This window comes from Luteimonas cucumeris (assembly GCF_007830035.1).
Classification (GTDB): Bacteria; Pseudomonadota; Gammaproteobacteria; order Xanthomonadales; family Xanthomonadaceae; genus Luteimonas_C; species Luteimonas_C cucumeris.
This window is the reverse complement of the sequence record NZ_VLKN01000006.1, coordinates 159,806-176,965: the sequence shown is the minus strand read 5'-3', so window position 1 is coordinate 176,965 and position 17,160 is coordinate 159,806. Positions and strand designations below refer to the sequence as shown.

Genomic DNA, 17,160 nt, shown 5'->3' with positions numbered 1-17,160 from the left:
GCATGAGCAAACAATACGACGCGCGCTATTTCGACCGCTGGTATCGCGGGCATGGCCTCGGTGACCGCGTATTGCTGGCGCGCAAGGTCGCGCTGGCCGTCGCCAATGCCGAATACCACCTGCAGCGTCCGATCCGCAGCGTGCTCGACATCGGCTGCGGCGAAGGCGCATGGCGTGCGCCGTTACTGAAGCTGCGTCCCCACCTTTCCTACCTGGGCTTCGACAGCAGCAAATACGCGATCCAACGCTACGGCCGCAGCCGCCAGCTGCACTACGCGCGCTTCGGTGATTTCGCGGAACTGCGGCCATGCGCGCCGGCCGACCTGGTGGTGTGCAGCGATGTGCTGCACTACCTGCCCACGCGCGAACTGGATCGCGGACTGCCGGGCCTGGTCGAGCTGTGCGCCGGCGTCGCATTCCTGGAGGTCTTCGTCCGCGGCGATGCCGCCGAGGGCGACGAGGAGGAATTCCGGAACCGTCCGGCGGCGTTCTATCGTCAGCGTTTCAAAGCGCTGGGACTGCGTCAGGTTGGTTCGCATTGCTGGCTGTCGCCGCGGCTGGTCGACGACGCCACCGCACTGGAAATCAACTGAGCCGCCGGCGCTTCGGCGTGGCCGCGGCCTTGCGACGTGCCGCTTCCAGGGCCAACTGCGCCCAAGGCAGCATCGCCTCGGCCGCGTCCAGCGCCTGCTCCGGCACCGACCAGTAACCGGTCACGATCGTCCTCGCCCGCTTCCTGGCCTCGAACACGAAGGGCGACGACCCGGCGGCCTCGAAGGCGCCGCGGGTCGACTCGTCGGTCTTCAGATAAAAAGTCTCTTCCGACACCAGGCCGATCATCGTTTCGTCCAGATAAATGCCCCAGCCGCCGAACAACCTGCGTGCCGTGGGCTCACCGATCGGCGACAGCAGTTCCAGCAGATGGGCGATGAAGGGATCGACGCGGCGCATGCGCGCAATCTACGCCTCAATGGCCGCTGCCGTCGCAGCGGTAGCACGACCCTCAAGTGGTCCACGCTGCAACGCCTTGCGTTGCGGAGGCCCGTCTAGCCGTACTGCGCCGATTTCACCAGCAGGTGCTTGGCGAACATGCCATGCAGCTTGCCGATGCCGCGCGCGACATGCAGGGTGAAGAACATCTGCAGGACGCCCCACACCAGCAGCAGCGGCAACGCCCAGTACGGCGCCGAAGTGACCAGGACGTCCTCGCCGAAGTCCAGCAGATGCCAGCCATAGCCGGTGATACCGACATCGGCGCCGAACAGCCACACCGCGATCGGCGCAGCCACGAACACGAGCGACACCGAGACCAGTGTGACGATCACTGTGAAATAGAAGATGCCCAGCGGCAGCATCAGCAGGAAATACAGCATCGTCGACCAGGTACGCGGGTCGGTGAACATGTCGGCGATGCGCTGCAGCCACGGCTTGCCGCGTTCGGCGTACAACGGGCGCCGCGGCATGCGTTCGCCGAGCATCACTTCGACCAGGCGGCCTTCGACCAGCGACAGCACCCGTACCGAGCCGAAGAACAGGATCACGAACGGCACGCCGATGATCAGGATGGCCAGCCCGAACGACAGCGAAGCGCCGGTCACCACCCAGGTGAAATAGAAGATGCCCGTCGCCAGCGACAACAGCATGTAGAACATCGCGGTATAAGCGCGCGGATCGGCGATCACGCCGAAGAACTGGCCCAGCAGCGATCTGCGTGGTGACGGCGGTGGCGCACGCAGCGCGCGGTTCACGGTCACTTCGGTGTCGCGATAGATCTCGGCGACTTCCTCGGGCGCGCCGTAGCTGCCGGCGACCGACGCGATCACTTCGGCCTCGCTGGTGCCGGGATTCTCGGCTAGTTCCGAACGCAGGTATTCCTCCGCGTCGTACAGTGCGTCCTGAACCAGCGCCGGATCGGCGCCGGCCAATGCGGCGCGCAACTGCTCCAGGTATTCGGGGATGGAAGTCGGCAGCACGGTGGTCATGGAAGCAGTCCCTCGAGGACGGTGTCGACGGAATCGCGGGTCGCACGCCAGGCGGCGGCCCATTCGCGCAGGGCAGCCTGGCCCAACGCGGTGATGCGGTAGTAACGACGCGGCGGGCCGCTGACGGAGGGCTCGACGTGGCTGTCGAGCAGCCCGGAGGCCTCAAGGTTGCGCAGCACCGGGTACAGCGCGCTCTGCTTGCCGCTGAGCACGCCGCCGCCGAAGCGCTCCAGCTGCTTGGCGATCTGGTAGCCGTACATCGGCTCACCGGCGCGCGCCAGGACGGCCAGCAGGGCCAGCGAGACCGTGCCGGCACTGAGTTCCTTCTGGAATTTCTTCAGCTGGATGTCGGATTCCGTCATGGCCTAGCCTGCTAGGATGCAGGGAATGCTATTGCTAAGTCCGCTATAGCGGATGTGCCATTAGTGGGGCTGGGCAAAGCGGAGTCGGTCCCTCTGGCAGGGTTGTGAGCGGCCCGGATCGGCTACCCTTGTGCACTGCAGCAATCGCCGGTATCGCCCAATGCTCTATCAGTTCCACGAAATGGCCCGCGCCTGGATGAGCCCGCTCGTCTACTGGGCCGAGGCCAACGCCAGGATCCTGACCGCCGACAGCAGTCCGTTCGCCGCGCTGCCCGGCGCCTCGCGGCTGGCCGCGAACTACGAACTGTTCTATCGGATCGGCAAGGATTATGAAAAGCCGGAGTTCGGCATCCATTCGATCGACATCGAAGGCCACAAGGTACCGGTGGTCGAGATCGAAGCCTTGTCCAAGCCGTTCTGCAAGCTGCTGCGCTTCAAGCGTTACACCGACGACGCCGGCAACATCGCCGACCTCAAGGACGATCCCATCGTGCTGGTGGTCGCCCCGCTGTCCGGCCACCACGCCACCCTGCTGCGCGATACCGTGCGCACGCTGCTGCAGGACCACAAGGTCTACATCACCGACTGGATCGATGCGCGCATGGTGCCGGCCGACCAGGGCGCGTTCGGACTGGACGACTACGTCGCCTACATCGAGGAGTTCATCCGTCACATCGGCGCCGACAACCTGCACGTGATCAGCGTCTGCCAGCCGACCGTGCCGGTACTCGCGGCGATTTCGCTGATGGCCGCACGCGGCGAGAAAGTGCCGCGGTCGATGATCATGATGGGCGGCCCCAACGATCCGCGCGAGAGTCCGACCGAAGTCGACGACCTCGCCTCGGCCAATACGCTCGACTGGTTCCGCAACCACGTCATCCATACCGTGCCGCATCCGTATCCGGGACGCGGCCGGCAGGTCTATCCGGGCTTCCTGCAGCACGCCGGCTTCCTGGCCATGAATCCACGCCGGCATCTGCAATCGCATTGGGACTACTACCAGGACCTGGTCCGCGGCGACCTGCAGGATGCCGAGGCGCATCGCCGTTTCTACGACGAATACAACGCCGTGCTCGACATGCCGGCCGAGTATTACCTCGACACCATCCGCGTGGTGTTCCAGGAATACCTGTTGCCGCGCGGGTTGTGGGACGTGCGTGGCGAGCGCGTCGATCCGTCGCGCATCCATGGCAGCGCGTTGCTGACCATCGAAGGCGAGCTCGACGACATTTCCGGCAGCGGCCAGACCCGCGCTGCGCACGCGTTGTGCACGGGCATCACAGGAGAGGACCACGAGCACTACACCGTACCCGGCGCTGGCCATTACGGCATCTTCAGCGGGCGACGCTGGCGTGAGCAGGTCTATCCGCGGGTGCGGGATTTCATTGCCAGGTACGGCTGACGCTTGCTTGCAGAGCGCGTGTTCCGCTGCCTTTGCCGTCATCCCCGCGCAAGCCGGATCCAGCGGCTTCGTTTCGCTGATACTTGGAAGTTGCGAAGAATTTGCCGACCTTTTCAGGTCGGTTTTCCCGCCTGCTGTCGCAGTCGGGTCGCTTTCTCTTGAAGGGCCAAGAGAAAGTAACCAAAGAGAAGGCCCCTCCCCGACAAGTCAATCCGGCCAGTTGGGGAGTGGCTCGCGATTTTCCGACTCGCCATCCATGGCCCGGTCGGAAAACGGCGCACATCCATGTACGCCGCCCTTCGGGTCTATGATGCCGCCGTAGTTTTCGTACCAAGGTCAAGAGCAATAATTGCAAATCAAAACACTACTCAATTCTTGAGCTTGTATCCGGTCCTGAATATCCACCACACCGCGAACAGGCACAGCACCAGGAAGCCGACGATCGCGCCAACACTGATCGCGACGTTGACGTCGGACACACCGAAGAAGCTCCAGCGGAAGCCGCTGATCAGGTAAACGACCGGGTTGAACAGCGTGATCTTCTGCCACACCGGCGGCAGCATGTTGATCGAGTAGAACGCGCCGCCGAGGAAGGTCAGCGGCGTGACGATCATCAGCGGGATCACCTGCAGCTTCTGGAAGTCGTCCGCCCACAGGCCGATGATGAAACCGAACAGGCTGAAGGTCACCGCGGTCAGCACCAGGAAGCAGGCCATCCACAGCGGATGCTCGATCCGGTACGGCACGAAGATCCACGCCGTGGCCAGGATCAGCAGTCCCAGCATCACCGACTTGGTCGCCGCGGCGCCGACATAGCCGATCACCACCTCGATGTAGGACACCGGCGCCGACAGCAGTTCGAAGATCGTGCCCGACCACTTCGGCATGTAGATGCCGAACGAGGCATTGGAGATGCTCTCGTTGAGCAGCGACAGCATGATCAGCCCCGGAATGATGAAGGCGCCATAGCTGATGCCGTCGATATCGCCCATGCGCGAACCGATCGCCGCCCCGAACACGACGAAATACAGCGAGGTCGACAGCACCGGCGAAGCGATGGACTGGGTGATGGTGCGGAAGGTCCGCGCCATCTCGAAACGGTAGATCGCGCGGACCGCGTGCCAGTTCATGCCCGGACTCCTTCGCGGCCGGAACGTACCAGGCTGACGAAGATGTCCTCCAGCGAACTCTCGCTGGAATGCAGATCCTTGAAGTCGATGCCGTGCTCGCCCAGGCGCCGCAGCAGCGGTGCGATGCCGGTTTCTTCGGTCTGGGTATCGAAGGTGTAGACCAGCGCATGGCCGTCGTCGACCAGTTCCAGCGGCAATGCCGACAGCTCGGCGGGAATCCGCGGCAGCGGATCCTGCAGCGTCAGGGTCAGCTGCTTCTTGCCGAGCTTGCGCATCAGCACGTCCTTGTCCTCGACCAGCACCAGTTCGCCCTTGTTGATCACGCCGATGCGGTCGGCCATCTCCTCGGCCTCCTCGATGTAATGGGTGGTGAGGATGATGGTCGTGCCGTTCTCGCGCAGGCGCCGCACCATCTGCCACATGTCATGGCGCAGTTCGACGTCGACGCCGGCGGTGGGCTCGTCGAGGAACAGGATCTGCGGCTCGTGCGCCAGCGCCTTGGCGATCAGCACGCGGCGTTTCATGCCGCCGGACAGTGCCATGATCTTGCTGTCCTTCTTGTCCCACAGCGACAGGTCGCGCAGCACCTTCTCGAGGTGATCGGGATCCGGCGGCTTGCCGAACAGGCCGCGACTGAACTTGACCGTCGCCCAGACGCTCTCGAACGCGTCGGTGGACAGTTCCTGCGGCACCAGGCCGATTTTCGCGCGCGCGGCGCGATAGTCGGTGACGATGTCGTGGCCATCTGCGGTGACGCTGCCGTGGCTCGCCTTGACGATGCCGCAGACGATGCTGATCAGCGTCGTCTTGCCGGCGCCGTTCGGGCCCAGCAGCGCGAAGATCTCGCCGCGGCGGATGTCCAGGTCGACATCCTTCAGCGCCTGGAAGCCCGACGCGTAGGTCTTGCCGAGGTTACGTAGGGAAATGATCGGTGACACGCGTTACCTCTGCGATGAAAGCGGATGGAGCGTAGCTGGACCACGCGATGACCGCATATCCGGCAACAGCAGCGCAGTCTAGTCGCAACGGATGGATCGGAATCGACAACGCGCGATCGTCAGTCCGCGTCGCCGGTCGAATCGTTCATCCCATCTCGCCGAACTTGCGACCCAGCGCCGCAGGCTCCCGTGTCAGCCGCGCCAGCAACGCGCGCACGCCCGGCAGGACCAGCCAGGCGGCCGGCAAGGCCACGGCGAAGGCCAGCGGCCAATGTTGCAGCCAGGCAGCCATCAGGCCGGGATGCACGCCGTGATGCAGCACGGTCATGGTGAAGCTGATGATGCCCGACATCGCGATGACCACGAGCGGGATGAAGGCGAAACGGGCCTGGCGAGGCGTGAGCATGGGGGAATTCCTGGAACAATCGCGGGCTGCCACGATAATGATGATCGTCGTCGGCGATAAGACCGCGATGCAGGGAAAGATCATCCCGTTTCCGGGGCAATGCGGCAGCCGCCTCCGGTCGCGCGTCGATGCGGATGCGAAACCCGCGTCGAGCCGCTACCCTGCCCCACTCGACCATACCGGGATCGCATCATGGGCTTTCGCACCGCTTTGCTTGCCGCCGCGCTCGTTGCCGCCGCGTCACCTTCATTGGCACAGGGCGACAAGGACAAGCCGAAGTCCGCACAGGAAATCATCGACGCCGCGCCGGCATCGGCCTGGCGCGAGCTCGATCCCGCCAATACCTTGTACCTGCAACTGGCCAATGGCCGCGTGGTCATCGAACTGGCACCGGATTTCGCGCCGCAACACGTCGCCAACATCCGCACGCTGGCGCGCGAGGGTTTCTGGGACGGGTTGAGCATCTACCGCTCGCAGGACAATTTCGTGGTGCAGTTCGGCGATCCGGATGTGGGCGAGAAGAATGCGAAGTCGCAGGGATCGGCGAAGACGAAACTGCCGGCCGAATTCGAACGCAAGGCCGAGGGCCTGGCGTTCGACGAATTGCCGGACAGCGATGGCTGGGCAGCGGAAGTGGGTTTCGCAAAAGGCTTTCCGGCCGCGCGCGACCCGAAAACCGGCAAGGCCTGGCTGGCGCACTGCTACGGCATGATCGGCGCAGGTCGCGATGTGGCTGCCGACAGCAGCAACGGCAGCGAACTGTACGTGGTCACCGGCCAGTCGCCGCGTCAGCTCGACCGCAACATCACGCTGGTCGGCCGCGTGGTCAAGGGCATCGAACTGCTCAGCGTGATTCCGCGCGGCCCCGAGCCGATGGGGTTCTACGACAAGCCGGAGCAGCGCACGCCAATCCAGTCGATCCGGCTCGCTTCGGAGGTCCCCGCCGCCGAGCGCACGCCGTTGCAGCTGCTCAAGACCGACAGCCAGGCCTTCGTCGACGCCGTCGAGTCGCGCCGCAATCGCCGCGACGAGTGGTACAAGCATCCGGCCGGCCACATCGACCTGTGCAACGTGTCGCTGCCGGCGCGCGATCCGACCGCCAAGGACAGGAATACGCCCTGAATCAGGCGTCGCGCCGCTCCTGCGGCTCGCCCAGTGCCTGGTGCTGGAACAGGCACATCCGGATCGCACTGCGATAGCGGCCGTCGCTGAAATATTCGTCGACCAGCACGCCTTCGCGACGGAAGCCGCAGCTCTCGTAGATGTGGATCGCGGCCGCATTGTCGACATCGACCAGCAGGTAGAGCTTGTACAGGTTGAGCACGCGAAAGGCGTAGTTGATCGCCAGCCGCGTTGCCGCCTTGGCATGGCCGCGGCCCTGCTGATCCGGCGCGATCATGATCAGGAACTCGGCGCGGCGATGCAGGTGGTTTATCTCGACCAGTTCGACCATGCCCACGGCATGGCGCTGGCCGTCCTCGACGATGAAGCGACGCTCGCTCTGGTCGTGGATATGCTTGCTGTAGAGCTGCTCAAGTTCGACGAATGATTCGTAGGGCTCCTCGAACCAGTAGCCCATCACGTTGCGGTTGTTGTTGAGCATGTGCACGAAGTGCAGATCGCTGCGTTCGAGCGGGCGCAGCGTGATACCGGCGGGCACATCGGCAGTCGCGTTCATGTGATCGGCTCCCATGACTTCGGTGCACATCATCACGCACGCTTAGCCTGCCGTCACCTAGCCTGCCGACCTGTCCACCGATCGAGTCGAACACGCCATGCCCACACTGCGCTTGCGCCTGACCGGCAGCGAAGACGATGCCCGCGCAATGATCAACCTCATGCAGAGCCTGGAGGGCATCGAGCACGTCGAGGAAGTCGCCGACCTGATGCCGCACATGGACGATGACGATTCCAGTTCAGCCGGCCTGCCGGATGACCAGGGACCTGGTCATCACGCGCTGGAAATACTGGCGCCGAACGCGACCACCGCGCGCCGGGTCCGCGAAGCGGCCGAAGCGCTGGCGTTCGACCTGGACGTGGTGATCGAGTTCGAGGAAGAAGAGGAATAGAAAGCGCGCGGCGACGATCAGCCCAGCCTTGCCAGCGCCCTGACCGGAAACGTGCCGGCGCCGCGCACTTTCGGCGCAATGGCACTGAACGCGAAACCCTCGTCCGGCAACGCGCCCAGGTTGCACAGGTGCTCGACGATCAGGATGTCGGCACCAAGCAGGGTCGAATGCACCGGACGGCTGTTGCTGCGGGTGTCATCGATGTTCATCGAATCGATGCCCACCAGGCGTACGCCGCAGTCGCGCAGGTAAACCGCGGCGTCTTCGGTCAGGTACGGATGATCGACGGCGTAGTCGGGCGTGGTCCAGTACGCATCCCAGCCGGTATGGACCAGCACGGCGCGACCGCGCAGTTCCTTGCCGCGGAAGAACCCGGCGTCGATGGCGCGGCCCTGACGGTGGTCGGCACGGATCACGATGCCGTCGAGATCGGCACAGGCTTCGGGCCCGATCTGCGACAGGTCATGGCCATGCTCGTAACGGTGCGACGGACAATCCAGATACGTGCCGGTATTGGCCACCATTTCAATTTTGGCGATCTGGAATTCGGTGCCCGGCGCATAGATCCCGCGCGAACGCTCGCGGCTCAGGTAATCGCAGATGCGCGCCGCGGGCAGGCCGGGATAGGTCACCAGGCCATCCTCGATCACATGGCTCAGGTCGACATATACGCGCTGTGCGCCGTTCGTGCCGGCCCTGCGCTTGTGCGGTTCGACGATCACGCGTTTGTTGAGGATGCGCGCCGGGCCGACCATCAGCAGGCGCAGGTCGCGCACGATGTAGTCGACCAGTTCGGTATCGGCGATGTCGTCGCCGTCGATATCCAGCCGGAAATCCTGGCCCTGGATGCCGCCACCATTGGTGAACTGCAGGTCGAAGTCGAAGACGACCCGTTTCTCGTTATTCCGGCTCATCGTATTCCACCGTTTGCTGCGGACCATCCGGAAACTCCTCCGTTTGTCCATTGCCGTCAACGAGGAAGTGCTGGCGCGCATCGCCCAGCGGATTCCACCCGATCAGCCGCACGCCGGTCTCGGTGCGTGGCCGATGCGACGAGCCGGGCGCGAAATGCAGGTAGGTGCCTGCGGGAAAGCGCGAATCGCCTTCGATCATCTCGCCTTCGATCACGTACACGTCCTCGCCGTGCGGATGCTCGTCCACATGCGGCCACTGGCTGCCGGGCGCCATCTCCACGATCCACGCGCGCACGCCGGCCACGCTGGGCAGATCGCGGCGGATGCAGCCGTCGCCGACCACGATCCGCGGCACGCGATCGGTGCGCAGCGTTTCCACTTTTCCTGCAATCGCGGTCATGTCGTCCTCACCCGTTGGGTTGCCATGCCAGCCATTCGCCGGGGCGTCGCACCTCGACTCCTACGCCGCGCCTCGACGCCACTTCGATCAGCCGCGCTTCGACGTCCGGCAGCTCGCTGTAGCCTTCGGCGCCGCGTACGCCGTAATGGATCGGCACGATCTGCCGGGCGCCCATCACCACGGCCGCTGCCACGGCCTGCTCCGGCGTCATTACCGCGCTGATTTCGCTGGCCGGTTTGCGCCACGAGAACCTGGCGCCGTTGATCGGCAGGAAGGCGGCATCGAAGGGCCCGTACTGCCGGCCGATCTGCCACCACGAGCCGTGCCACAAGGTATCGCCGCAATGGATGACGCGGCGTCCGCCGCCGGACACGATCCACGACACCTGCGCATCGCCATAGCCATCGGCAGCCGGCACGGCGGTTGCGGTGAAATCGCCGAGCACCTGCGGCTCGTACAGCGGTGCCAGACGCGTACGGAAATCGCCATTGACCGGGCTGCCCGCGCTCGCCGCCATCAGCAAGGTGCCGTTGCTGCCGAGCGCCTGGCGGATCGCGACGGGATCGCAGTGATCGCCATGCCGGTGCGTCGCCAGCACGTAGCGGTCTCCTGTCTCGACCGCGACCGGAATCAGCGGATCCTGCAGCGCACTGCCCCAGACCCCTGGATCGATCAGCGGATCGAGGAACAACGTGGCCTTGTCGAGTTGCAGGCGCACGCCGGCCCAGGCCAGTCGCTGCGCACGCAATGCGGGCTGCAAGGGTGTCTGCGCGGCACTGCCGCGGGCGAACGGCAGCGCTGCTGCGGCAGTCGCCGCGGCCAGGCAATTGAGGAAATCTCGACGCGACAACAGACCCTGCGAATCACGGATCGCCGGCATGAGGAAGTTCTCGATGGGCGCGGAAACCGCGCGGATTCTTCGCGTGGAATCTATTTCTGCGCGCGCTGGCTGAACGCCACGCTGCCCAGGATCATCGCGCCGGCGATGCCCATGCTCAGCGTCAACGGTTCGTCGAGCAGCATCCACGCCCAGGCCACGCCGAACAACGGCACGAGGTAGGTGACGGTCGAGGCGCGGCTGGCACCGATGCGCGCGATCAGCCGGTAGTACATGACGAAGGCGATGCCGGTGCACAGCACGCCCAGCATCGCGGCCGAGAACCACGAGCGCACGGGGATCGCATCCTGGGGCCAGTACGCGACGGCAAAGGGCAAGGTCAGCAACGCCGCCATGCCAAGCGTCGCGCTCGCCACTGCCGCCGGCGGCAGTCCGGTGAGATGCCGGCGCACGAGATTGATGCCGATGCCGTAGAGGAAAGCCGCGGCCGCGCCGGCGACCACCGCCCAGCCAACGCTCGCACCCGCGACCTTGCCGCTGGCCAACACCACCACGCCCGCGAAACCGGCCAACAGCGCGACTGCGCGGCGGCTGCCGATCTTCTCGCCGAAGAACAGGAAGCCGACCAGCGCCGTGAACAGCACCGTCATCGCGTTGGCGATCGCACCGACGCCGGCCGGCGCACGCTGTGCGGCCCAGGCGAACAGGATGAAGGGAATCGCCGAATTGATCGCGCCGATCAGCGCCAGCTTCGGCCACAGCCGAGCCGGGAACTGCGTGCGCGCGCGCCACAGGAACGGCAGTAGCACCAGCGAACCCAGGGCCAGGCGCACTTCCACCAGCGGGACGGCGCCGAAATCATTGGCCGCGACCCGCATGAACAGGAACGAGGCGCCCCAGATCGCGCCCAGCACCACCAGTTCCAGCGGCGTCATCCAGTCGCGGACCGCAGGGCGCGCAAGGACCGGGGTCGAAGTGACGCTGCAATCGGCGCTAGTCATGCCTGCAATCCAACGTGGGGGCTGCAAATCATTCTCCGTTCCCGCGCAAGGCGCACAAGCGCATACTTTGCAACGGAGCCACAAACCAGATTGTTGTCTCGACATGAACCTGCGACCGAGCCTGTTGCCCGCCCTCGGAGTCTTCGCCGCCGCGGCGCGGCACCAGAATTTCGCCCATGCCGCCGAGGAACTGCACCTGACCGCCAGCGCGGTCAGCCACCACGTGCGCAAGCTGGAAGGCATGCTGGGCGTGGCCCTGTTCCAGCGCCATGCGCGCGGCGTCACGCTGACCGGCGAGGGCCGGCTGCTGGCCGATGCCGCCTCGGTGGCAGTAGCCGACCTGGAAGCGGTGGCCGAATCGCTGGGCAAGTCCCGCGGCAACGAACGCCTGCGCATCAACACGCTGCACTCGCTGGCCTATTGCTGGCTGTTGCCGCGCCTGTCACGGTTCTGCGCGGCGCATCCGCGGATACGGATCAGCATCGAGACCGAAGTCGCGCTGACGCGTTTCGACCAGGGCGGCGCCGACCTGGCAATCCGGCACGGTCCGGGCCATTGGCCGGGACTCAGCGCCCATCACCTGATGGACGACGAGTTGTTCCCGGTGGCATCGCCCGCCCTGCCCGGCCTGGCGCAGATCAGCGAACCACGGCAGATCGCCGATCTGCCGTTGCTGTCCGACCATGCGCTGCAGGGCTGGCGCGACTGGTTCCGCGCCGCCGGCCTGCGCGGCCTGCGCCTGCCGGACATGCACCTGATGAGCGACAGCACCGACGTCATGCGCGCGGCCGTTTACGGCATCGGTGCGGCGCTGGCGCGCAAGCACATCGCCATGCCCTACCTGCAGCGCTACGAACTGGTGCGCCTGCCGGGCCCGGCGCTGAAAACCCGTTTCGCGTACTACGCCGTGCATCCGGCGCACCGGCCGTTGACGGCCAATGCGGCGATCTTCATCGAATGGCTCAAGCACGAAGCCCAGGACGAGAACACGCCGCTGCCGCCTGGCGCGCAGGCTGGTCCGGCCGTGTAGTGCCGGGCCTGCCCGCTGCTTCCGGACATGGATGGCAGCGGCACACTGCGCTATACAAGCATCGATGAAGCGCGCAACGGCCGTCGCGGTTTCTGGACCTACTTCAGCGCGCCGGCGACAACCGGCTTCAATGCCCTGACCTGCACATCGTCGCTGCGATCGGTTTCCACGTAGAGGTGGGTCAGGAAAGCCTTCAGGTTGTGCATCCGCGCCAGCCAGGCTAGCTGCCCATCACCGCGCTTGCCCAGCCTGGCGGACAACGCCGCGAACCACGCCTGCCAATCGGACTCGGACAACAGGCCGCGCCGGGCCGCATGCAACACCGGCTGCGCCAGCCGGGCAGGCTCACCGAAAACATAGGCCGGTCCGTCGACCGGCACAGCCTGCACAGCGACTGCCGCAAGAATGCGCTCGAGCTGCGCACGATCCAGCGCCGGATTCAGCGCCAACTGCATCAGCCAGTCGGCGCCATGCGCGACGCCATGGCGCCAGCCTTCGGTCGCATCGTAGCCGCGGTAGTCGTCGATCGATTCCAGATAGGCCGCGGCGCGCTCCACCATCGCCGCGCGTTCTTCCGGCGTCATCCACGGCTGGATGCGATCGGTCCGTGCGACTTCCGACAACACCAGTGCCGCGAACGGACCGCGGAAACCCTGCACGTCGTTTCCATCGAGCATCGCATACAGCCGGTCGCGCTGGCTGCGCAGCGCAGCGGCGTCGAAATCGCCGGCACGCAGCCACTGTGCCAGCGCGTCGTAGGCGATGCCATCGCGCAGTTCCGGATCGGGATCGCCGAGGCAGGCCAACAGTCCGTCCGCGAGCTTCCGCCGTTCGGCCGCATCGGACAACACGAACTTCGATGCCTTCAGCGCCTGCAGGGAAGCCTCGTCCCACCCGGCCGGCGGGCAGGTTTGCGCCAACGCAGGCGCCGACAGCAGGCACAGGGCAATGCAGATCGCGTGGCGCAAGGGTGTTCTCCTCATGACGACTGCAGCCAGCGATCACGCCGGCGGAACAAGCCTCGCCGCACGGGATTGGCCGTACCTAGAAGCTCGCGCCGTCGACCGGCGTGACTTTGAGCTGCGACAGGTCGACGTCTGGCAGACAGCGCAGGTTGACCGCGGCGATCTTCGCGCCCGAACGCGGATCGACGCCGTCGCTGAAAGGCGACACACCGCAGTTGGGGCAGAAATGGTGCGCGATCTGTTCCTTGTTGAACCGGTACGTCGCGTAATCCGTTTCCGGCGTGGTCAGCGTCAACGCCTCGCGCGGAAAGAAGGCCAGCAGGCCGCCGCGGCGGCGGCACATCGAACAGTTGCAGTCGATCGCTTCGCCGACATCGCCTTCCAGTTCGAACGCGACGCGTCCGCAGTGGCAGCTTCCCTGATGTTTCATCGCGGATGCCCATGGAATGAGGACCGGGAAAGATACCGCGTCATGCCGGCAGGCGCATCCGCCGACGGTCGCACTTGCCGGCGCACGGCGATTGACGCAGTCTCCGGGGTTGCTCTCCCGGGGAACCACCACCATGCGAAATACCGCCCTTGCGGCGCTGGCCCTGTTCGTCTGTCTGCACGCCACGGCCGCGGCGGCGCAGCCGGCGACGGCCACGGCCGTGCCCGCAACAGACAGCTGCACCGAGATTCCGTTCGCAGACGCGAACGCCGCGGCCGTCACCGCACCCAGCGCGGCGGACGCCTGGGGCGGCCCGCGCGGCGACGATGCCGCCACGCTGTCAGATCGCGTGGTGCGCTACGACATCGACGTCACGCTCGACCCGGTCAAGCACACGCTCGACGGCCAACAGAAACTGACCTGGCGCAACCGCAGCGCGCAGCCGGTATGCGCGGTCTACCTGCACCTGTACCTCAATGCGTTCGAGGGCTCGGGCAGCACCTTCATGACCGAACAGCGCAACCTCAACTTCGAGTTCCGCAGCGACGTACCGGTGGAGGATGGCGACTGGGGCTACAGCAAGCTCAGGCGCGTGCAGCAGAACGGCCAGCCGGTGCGCTGGAGTTTCGTGCAGCCCGACGGCGGCCCGAAGACGGATCGCACGGTGGTGCGCCTCGACCTGCCGCAAGCGGTCGCACCCGGCGAAAGCACCACGCTGGACATCGACTTCTTCAACCAACTGCCGCGCGTCACCGCGCGCACCGGCTATTACGACAGCTTCCACCTGGTCGCACAGTGGTTCCCGAAGATCGGCGTGCTGGAACTGCCCGGCGAACGCGGCGCCACGGAACCGCGCTGGAACGTGCACGAGTTCCACATGCACAGCGAGTTCTACGCCGACTTCGGCGAATACGACGTGCGCATCACCGTGCCCAAGGGCTATACGGTCGGGGCCACCGGCGAAGAAACCGGCACCCCGGTGGAACGCGACGGCAACGTCACCCACCGCTTCGTGCAGAACGACGTGCACGATTTCGCCTGGACCGCGGACAAGCGCTACGCCAAGCCGCTGGACGGCGTCTACAAGGGCGCGTACGGCCCGGTGAAGGTACGCGTGCTGTACCACCCGGAATACGAGTCGAACGCGCAGCCGGTACTGCAGGCCACGATCGATTCGCTGGACTACTTCTCGCGCACGCTGGGCCCGTATCCGTACAAGACCGTGACCGCGGTAGTGCCGCCATACAACGCGGACGAAGCCGGCGGCATGGAGTACCCGACCTTCTTCACCGCCTCCAGCTACAAGGACGTGGAGCCGGACACCCTCACCCGCTACGGCCTGGACTTCGTCACCATCCACGAGTTCGGCCACGGCTACTTCTACGGCATCCTCGCCTCCAACGAGTTCGAGGAGCCGATGCTGGACGAGGGTCTCAACGAGTACTGGGACCAGCGCATGCTGCGCGAGCGCAAGCAGCGCATCCATGCCACCACGCCGTGGCTGAAGAAGATCGGCTTCGCGCCGTCGTTCGCCGGCTTCGATACCGAACGCCTTGGCGCGATGACCGGCAATCCCGCCGACGCGCTGGGCCAGAATTCCTGGAACCGCATGTCCAGCCGCAGCTACGGCACGGTGTACTCGCGCACCGCGACCATGATGCACGACCTGGAACAGCGCATCGGCAAGGAAGCGATGGAGCGCGCGTTCAAGCATTACTACGCGAAGTGGAAGTTCCGCCATCCCAGCATCGCCGACTTCCGCGAGGCGCTGATCGAAAGCACCGGCCAGCGCGATGCCATCGAGCAGGCCTTCGCGCAACAGGTCTATGCGACGAGCAAGGTCGACGACAGCATCGCCGAGTTTTCCAGCAAGGAAGCGCTGCCGGCACCCGGCTATGTCGAGCACAAGGGCAAGCGCGTCGAAGTGACCAGCAAGGCGCTGGAAAAGGCCATCGCCGACAAGCGTGAGGCCTGGAAAAAGCAGAATCCGAAGGCGAAGGACGGCGAAGGCCCGTTCCCGTACCGCACCACGGTGCTGGTGCGACGCGAAGGCGCCGACGTGCCGCAGGTGCTGCGGGTGAAGTTCGCCGACGGCAGCAGCGAGACGGTGCGCTGGAGCGGCAGCAAGCCCTGGCAGCGCTTCAGCTGGACCAGGCCCAGCAAGGCGGTGTCGGCGCAGCTGGATCCGGACCGCAACATCAACCTGGACAGCAGCAAACTCGACGACGGCCGCACGCTGGAAAGCGACCGTTCCGCCACGCGCCGCTGGACCGGCGACATCGCCGCCCTGCTGCAGAACTTCTACGCACTGCTGGTGAGCCTATGAACAATCCGACACGCCGCGGCGGCTTCGCCGCATTGATCTCCGGCCTCAAGGGCGCGCTGCAATGGCGCTTGCTGCTGTGGTGGCTGCTGGCACTATGGTTGCCGACCCTGCTGGTCGCCGCGCCGCTGTGGACCGGACTGCAGGCGCAGTGGGGACAGTCGCCGCATGCATCGGCCATCGCCTCGGGCGACGACCTGCCTTTGCTGATCGACGGCATCACCGGCATGGAAGGTGCGATGGCAGGCGTCACCATCGGCGCCACGCTGGCCACGCTGCTGACCCTGCTGCTGTCGCCATGGCTGACCGGCATGGTGGTCGCCGCAATCCGCTCGGGACGCCGCCTCGGCATGGGCGAACTGCTGCACGGCGGCTTCAGCGAGTACGGGCGGATGCTGCGGATGATGCTGTGGTCGCTGGTGCCGCTGGGCATCGCGGTGGGACTGGGCGCGGCCGCGATGAACATGGCCAGCAAGGGCGCAGACACCGCCATCCTCGCTTCCGAAGTCGAAAGCACGGAGCGCGTCGGCATGATCGTGCTGGCTGTGTTGTTCGTATTCGCGCACATGACGGTCGAGGCCGGGCGCGGCTGGCTCGGCGCCGACACGAGCCTGCGCAGCGTGCTGCGCGCGTGGTGGCGCGGCACGAAACTGGTCCTGCGCCGTCCGCTGGCGTCGTTGATCGTCTATCTCGGCAGCAGTGCCGTCGGCTACGTGCTGGCAGCGCTGTTCGGGCTGTGGCGCCTCAACGTCGACGGCGCCGGCATCGGCGGCTTCCTGCTCGGCCTGCTGCTGGCCGAGCTCGCGGTGGTGATGCTGGCCTGGGGCCGCATCGCGCGCCTGTACGGCTACGCCGACCTGGCGGCGACAACCGTTGCCACGCCGGTCGCGGCGACGACGGCCCAGGCCCCGGTCACCAACACGGATGAATACCTGTCCATGCAGCAATCCGAACCGGTGGGTGCCTGATC

At 65.7% G+C, this 17,160-nt stretch carries 20 protein-coding genes; 7 read left to right on the top strand and 13 right to left on the bottom strand.

Annotation, left to right across the window (positions count from 1 at the left end):
- Window positions 1-2 precede the first annotated feature (2 nt).
- Window positions 3-593 (top strand): class I SAM-dependent DNA methyltransferase, encoded by a 591-nt coding sequence (locus IP90_RS13345; RefSeq protein WP_144900146.1) that lies wholly within the window; start codon window positions 3-5, stop codon window positions 591-593.
- On the opposite strand, the gene IP90_RS13340 is transcribed toward IP90_RS13345, so the two are convergent.
- From IP90_RS13340 to IP90_RS13330, 3 genes are all read right to left on the bottom strand, one after another.
- Window positions 586-951, bottom strand: coding sequence for a TfoX/Sxy family protein (locus tag IP90_RS13340; protein ID WP_144900145.1), 366 nt, complete (start codon window positions 949-951; stop codon window positions 586-588). The genes IP90_RS13345 and IP90_RS13340 overlap by 8 nt on opposite strands.
- Window positions 952-1,046: 95 nt before the next feature.
- Window positions 1,047-1,982, bottom strand: a complete 936-nt coding sequence (locus IP90_RS13335; RefSeq protein ID WP_144900144.1) for a sensor domain-containing protein — start codon at window positions 1,980-1,982, stop codon at window positions 1,047-1,049.
- Window positions 1,979-2,344 carry a PadR family transcriptional regulator gene (locus tag IP90_RS13330; protein ID WP_144900143.1) on the bottom strand — a complete coding sequence of 122 codons (366 nt, stop codon included), beginning with the start codon at window positions 2,342-2,344 and terminating at the stop codon, window positions 1,979-1,981. Before IP90_RS13330 ends, IP90_RS13335 begins: the two co-directional genes overlap by 4 nt.
- A 160-nt stretch (window positions 2,345-2,504) precedes the next feature.
- On the opposite strand from IP90_RS13330, the gene IP90_RS13325 reads away from it, so the two are divergent.
- On the top strand, window positions 2,505-3,746 hold the full coding sequence (locus IP90_RS13325) for a polyhydroxyalkanoate depolymerase (protein ID WP_144900142.1): 1,242 nt from the start codon (window positions 2,505-2,507) through the stop codon (window positions 3,744-3,746).
- A gap of 368 nt (window positions 3,747-4,114) precedes the next feature.
- On the opposite strand, the gene IP90_RS13320 is transcribed toward IP90_RS13325, so the two are convergent.
- The 3 genes from IP90_RS13320 to IP90_RS13310 form a co-directional block, all read right to left on the bottom strand.
- The gene (locus IP90_RS13320) at window positions 4,115-4,876 is read right to left on the bottom strand and encodes an ABC transporter permease (protein WP_144900141.1); all 762 of its coding nucleotides are present in this window, start codon (window positions 4,874-4,876) and stop codon (window positions 4,115-4,117) included.
- On the bottom strand, window positions 4,873-5,814 hold the full coding sequence (locus IP90_RS13315) for an ABC transporter ATP-binding protein (RefSeq protein WP_144900140.1): 942 nt from the start codon (window positions 5,812-5,814) through the stop codon (window positions 4,873-4,875). Before IP90_RS13315 ends, IP90_RS13320 begins: the two co-directional genes overlap by 4 nt.
- Window positions 5,815-5,959: 145 nt before the next feature.
- Window positions 5,960-6,220: a DUF2798 domain-containing protein gene (locus tag IP90_RS13310; protein WP_158635351.1), complete on the bottom strand. Its 261-nt coding sequence runs from the start codon at window positions 6,218-6,220 to the stop codon at window positions 5,960-5,962.
- A gap of 192 nt (window positions 6,221-6,412) precedes the next feature.
- Here IP90_RS13310 and IP90_RS13305 point away from each other — a divergent pair, with 192 nt between their 5' ends.
- Window positions 6,413-7,342 (top strand): peptidylprolyl isomerase, encoded by a 930-nt coding sequence (locus IP90_RS13305; protein WP_144900138.1) that lies wholly within the window; start codon window positions 6,413-6,415, stop codon window positions 7,340-7,342.
- 1 nt (window position 7,343) lies between these two features.
- Here the strand turns inward: IP90_RS13305 and speG are convergent, their stop codons facing one another.
- On the bottom strand, window positions 7,344-7,898 hold the full coding sequence (speG, locus tag IP90_RS13300) for a spermidine N1-acetyltransferase (protein ID WP_144900137.1): 555 nt from the start codon (window positions 7,896-7,898) through the stop codon (window positions 7,344-7,346).
- Window positions 7,899-7,995: 97 nt separating this feature from the next.
- On the opposite strand from speG, the gene IP90_RS13295 reads away from it, so the two are divergent.
- Window positions 7,996-8,289 (top strand): hypothetical protein, encoded by a 294-nt coding sequence (locus IP90_RS13295; protein WP_144900136.1) that lies wholly within the window; start codon window positions 7,996-7,998, stop codon window positions 8,287-8,289.
- A gap of 17 nt (window positions 8,290-8,306) precedes the next feature.
- Here IP90_RS13295 and IP90_RS13290 read toward each other — a convergent pair whose 3' ends face one another.
- Genes IP90_RS13290 through IP90_RS13275 form a run of 4 tightly spaced genes read right to left on the bottom strand, consistent with a single transcriptional unit; the run spans window position 8,307 to window position 11,442 of the window.
- Entirely contained in the window at window positions 8,307-9,203 is an 897-nt protein-coding gene (locus IP90_RS13290; RefSeq protein WP_144900135.1) for a cyclase family protein, read from the bottom strand.
- Window positions 9,190-9,603: a cupin domain-containing protein gene (locus IP90_RS13285; RefSeq protein WP_144900134.1), complete on the bottom strand. Its 414-nt coding sequence runs from the start codon at window positions 9,601-9,603 to the stop codon at window positions 9,190-9,192. The genes IP90_RS13290 and IP90_RS13285 overlap by 14 nt, the downstream gene beginning before the upstream one ends.
- Before the next feature lie 7 nt (window positions 9,604-9,610).
- The gene (locus IP90_RS13280; RefSeq protein WP_144900133.1) at window positions 9,611-10,483 is read right to left on the bottom strand and encodes an MBL fold metallo-hydrolase; all 873 of its coding nucleotides are present in this window, start codon (window positions 10,481-10,483) and stop codon (window positions 9,611-9,613) included.
- A gap of 50 nt (window positions 10,484-10,533) precedes the next feature.
- Entirely contained in the window at window positions 10,534-11,442 is a 909-nt protein-coding gene (locus tag IP90_RS13275; protein ID WP_144900132.1) for a DMT family transporter, read from the bottom strand.
- Between the two features lie 103 nt (window positions 11,443-11,545).
- Here IP90_RS13275 and IP90_RS13270 point away from each other — a divergent pair, with 103 nt between their 5' ends.
- Window positions 11,546-12,472: a LysR substrate-binding domain-containing protein gene (locus IP90_RS13270; RefSeq protein ID WP_144900131.1), complete on the top strand. Its 927-nt coding sequence runs from the start codon at window positions 11,546-11,548 to the stop codon at window positions 12,470-12,472.
- Window positions 12,473-12,570: 98 nt separating this feature from the next.
- Here IP90_RS13270 and IP90_RS13265 read toward each other — a convergent pair whose 3' ends face one another.
- The gene (locus IP90_RS13265) at window positions 12,571-13,440 is read right to left on the bottom strand and encodes a DUF2785 domain-containing protein (protein WP_199753480.1); all 870 of its coding nucleotides are present in this window, start codon (window positions 13,438-13,440) and stop codon (window positions 12,571-12,573) included.
- 76 nt (window positions 13,441-13,516) lie between these two features.
- Window positions 13,517-13,867, bottom strand: a complete 351-nt coding sequence (locus IP90_RS13260; RefSeq protein ID WP_144900129.1) for a GFA family protein — start codon at window positions 13,865-13,867, stop codon at window positions 13,517-13,519.
- A gap of 133 nt (window positions 13,868-14,000) precedes the next feature.
- On the opposite strand from IP90_RS13260, the gene IP90_RS13255 reads away from it, so the two are divergent.
- The gene (locus IP90_RS13255) at window positions 14,001-16,193 is read left to right on the top strand and encodes a M1 family metallopeptidase (protein WP_144900128.1); all 2,193 of its coding nucleotides are present in this window, start codon (window positions 14,001-14,003) and stop codon (window positions 16,191-16,193) included.
- Window positions 16,190-17,158 (top strand): hypothetical protein, encoded by a 969-nt coding sequence (locus IP90_RS13250; RefSeq protein ID WP_144900127.1) that lies wholly within the window; start codon window positions 16,190-16,192, stop codon window positions 17,156-17,158. Before IP90_RS13255 ends, IP90_RS13250 begins: the two co-directional genes overlap by 4 nt.
- Window positions 17,159-17,160 lie beyond the last annotated feature (2 nt).

Excerpts from the sequence above, each read along its gene's own strand:
- IP90_RS13270 (WP_144900131.1), top strand. The coding sequence starts at position 11,546 with ATGAACCTGCGACCGAGCCTGTTGCCCGCCCTCGGAGTCTTCGCCGCC.
- IP90_RS13255 (WP_144900128.1), top strand. The coding sequence starts at position 14,001 with ATGCGAAATACCGCCCTTGCGGCGCTGGCCCTGTTCGTCTGTCTGCAC.
- IP90_RS13305 (WP_144900138.1), top strand. The coding sequence starts at position 6,413 with ATGGGCTTTCGCACCGCTTTGCTTGCCGCCGCGCTCGTTGCCGCCGCG.
- speG (WP_144900137.1), bottom strand. The coding sequence starts at position 7,898 with ATGAACGCGACTGCCGATGTGCCCGCCGGTATCACGCTGCGCCCGCTC.
- IP90_RS13260 (WP_144900129.1), bottom strand. The coding sequence starts at position 13,867 with ATGAAACATCAGGGAAGCTGCCACTGCGGACGCGTCGCGTTCGAACTG.
- IP90_RS13340 (WP_144900145.1), bottom strand. The coding sequence starts at position 951 with ATGCGCCGCGTCGATCCCTTCATCGCCCATCTGCTGGAACTGCTGTCG.
- IP90_RS13325 (WP_144900142.1), top strand. The coding sequence starts at position 2,505 with ATGCTCTATCAGTTCCACGAAATGGCCCGCGCCTGGATGAGCCCGCTC.
- IP90_RS13320 (WP_144900141.1), bottom strand. The coding sequence starts at position 4,876 with ATGAACTGGCACGCGGTCCGCGCGATCTACCGTTTCGAGATGGCGCGG.
- IP90_RS13310 (WP_158635351.1), bottom strand. The coding sequence starts at position 6,220 with ATGCTCACGCCTCGCCAGGCCCGTTTCGCCTTCATCCCGCTCGTGGTC.
- IP90_RS13285 (WP_144900134.1), bottom strand. The coding sequence starts at position 9,603 with ATGACCGCGATTGCAGGAAAAGTGGAAACGCTGCGCACCGATCGCGTG.
- IP90_RS13280 (WP_144900133.1), bottom strand. The coding sequence starts at position 10,483 with ATGCCGGCGATCCGTGATTCGCAGGGTCTGTTGTCGCGTCGAGATTTC.
- IP90_RS13335 (WP_144900144.1), bottom strand. The coding sequence starts at position 1,982 with ATGACCACCGTGCTGCCGACTTCCATCCCCGAATACCTGGAGCAGTTG.
- IP90_RS13275 (WP_144900132.1), bottom strand. The coding sequence starts at position 11,442 with ATGACTAGCGCCGATTGCAGCGTCACTTCGACCCCGGTCCTTGCGCGC.
- IP90_RS13295 (WP_144900136.1), top strand. The coding sequence starts at position 7,996 with ATGCCCACACTGCGCTTGCGCCTGACCGGCAGCGAAGACGATGCCCGC.
- IP90_RS13250 (WP_144900127.1), top strand. The coding sequence starts at position 16,190 with ATGAACAATCCGACACGCCGCGGCGGCTTCGCCGCATTGATCTCCGGC.
- IP90_RS13330 (WP_144900143.1), bottom strand. The coding sequence starts at position 2,344 with ATGACGGAATCCGACATCCAGCTGAAGAAATTCCAGAAGGAACTCAGT.
- IP90_RS13290 (WP_144900135.1), bottom strand. The coding sequence starts at position 9,203 with ATGAGCCGGAATAACGAGAAACGGGTCGTCTTCGACTTCGACCTGCAG.
- IP90_RS13345 (WP_144900146.1), top strand. The coding sequence starts at position 3 with ATGAGCAAACAATACGACGCGCGCTATTTCGACCGCTGGTATCGCGGG.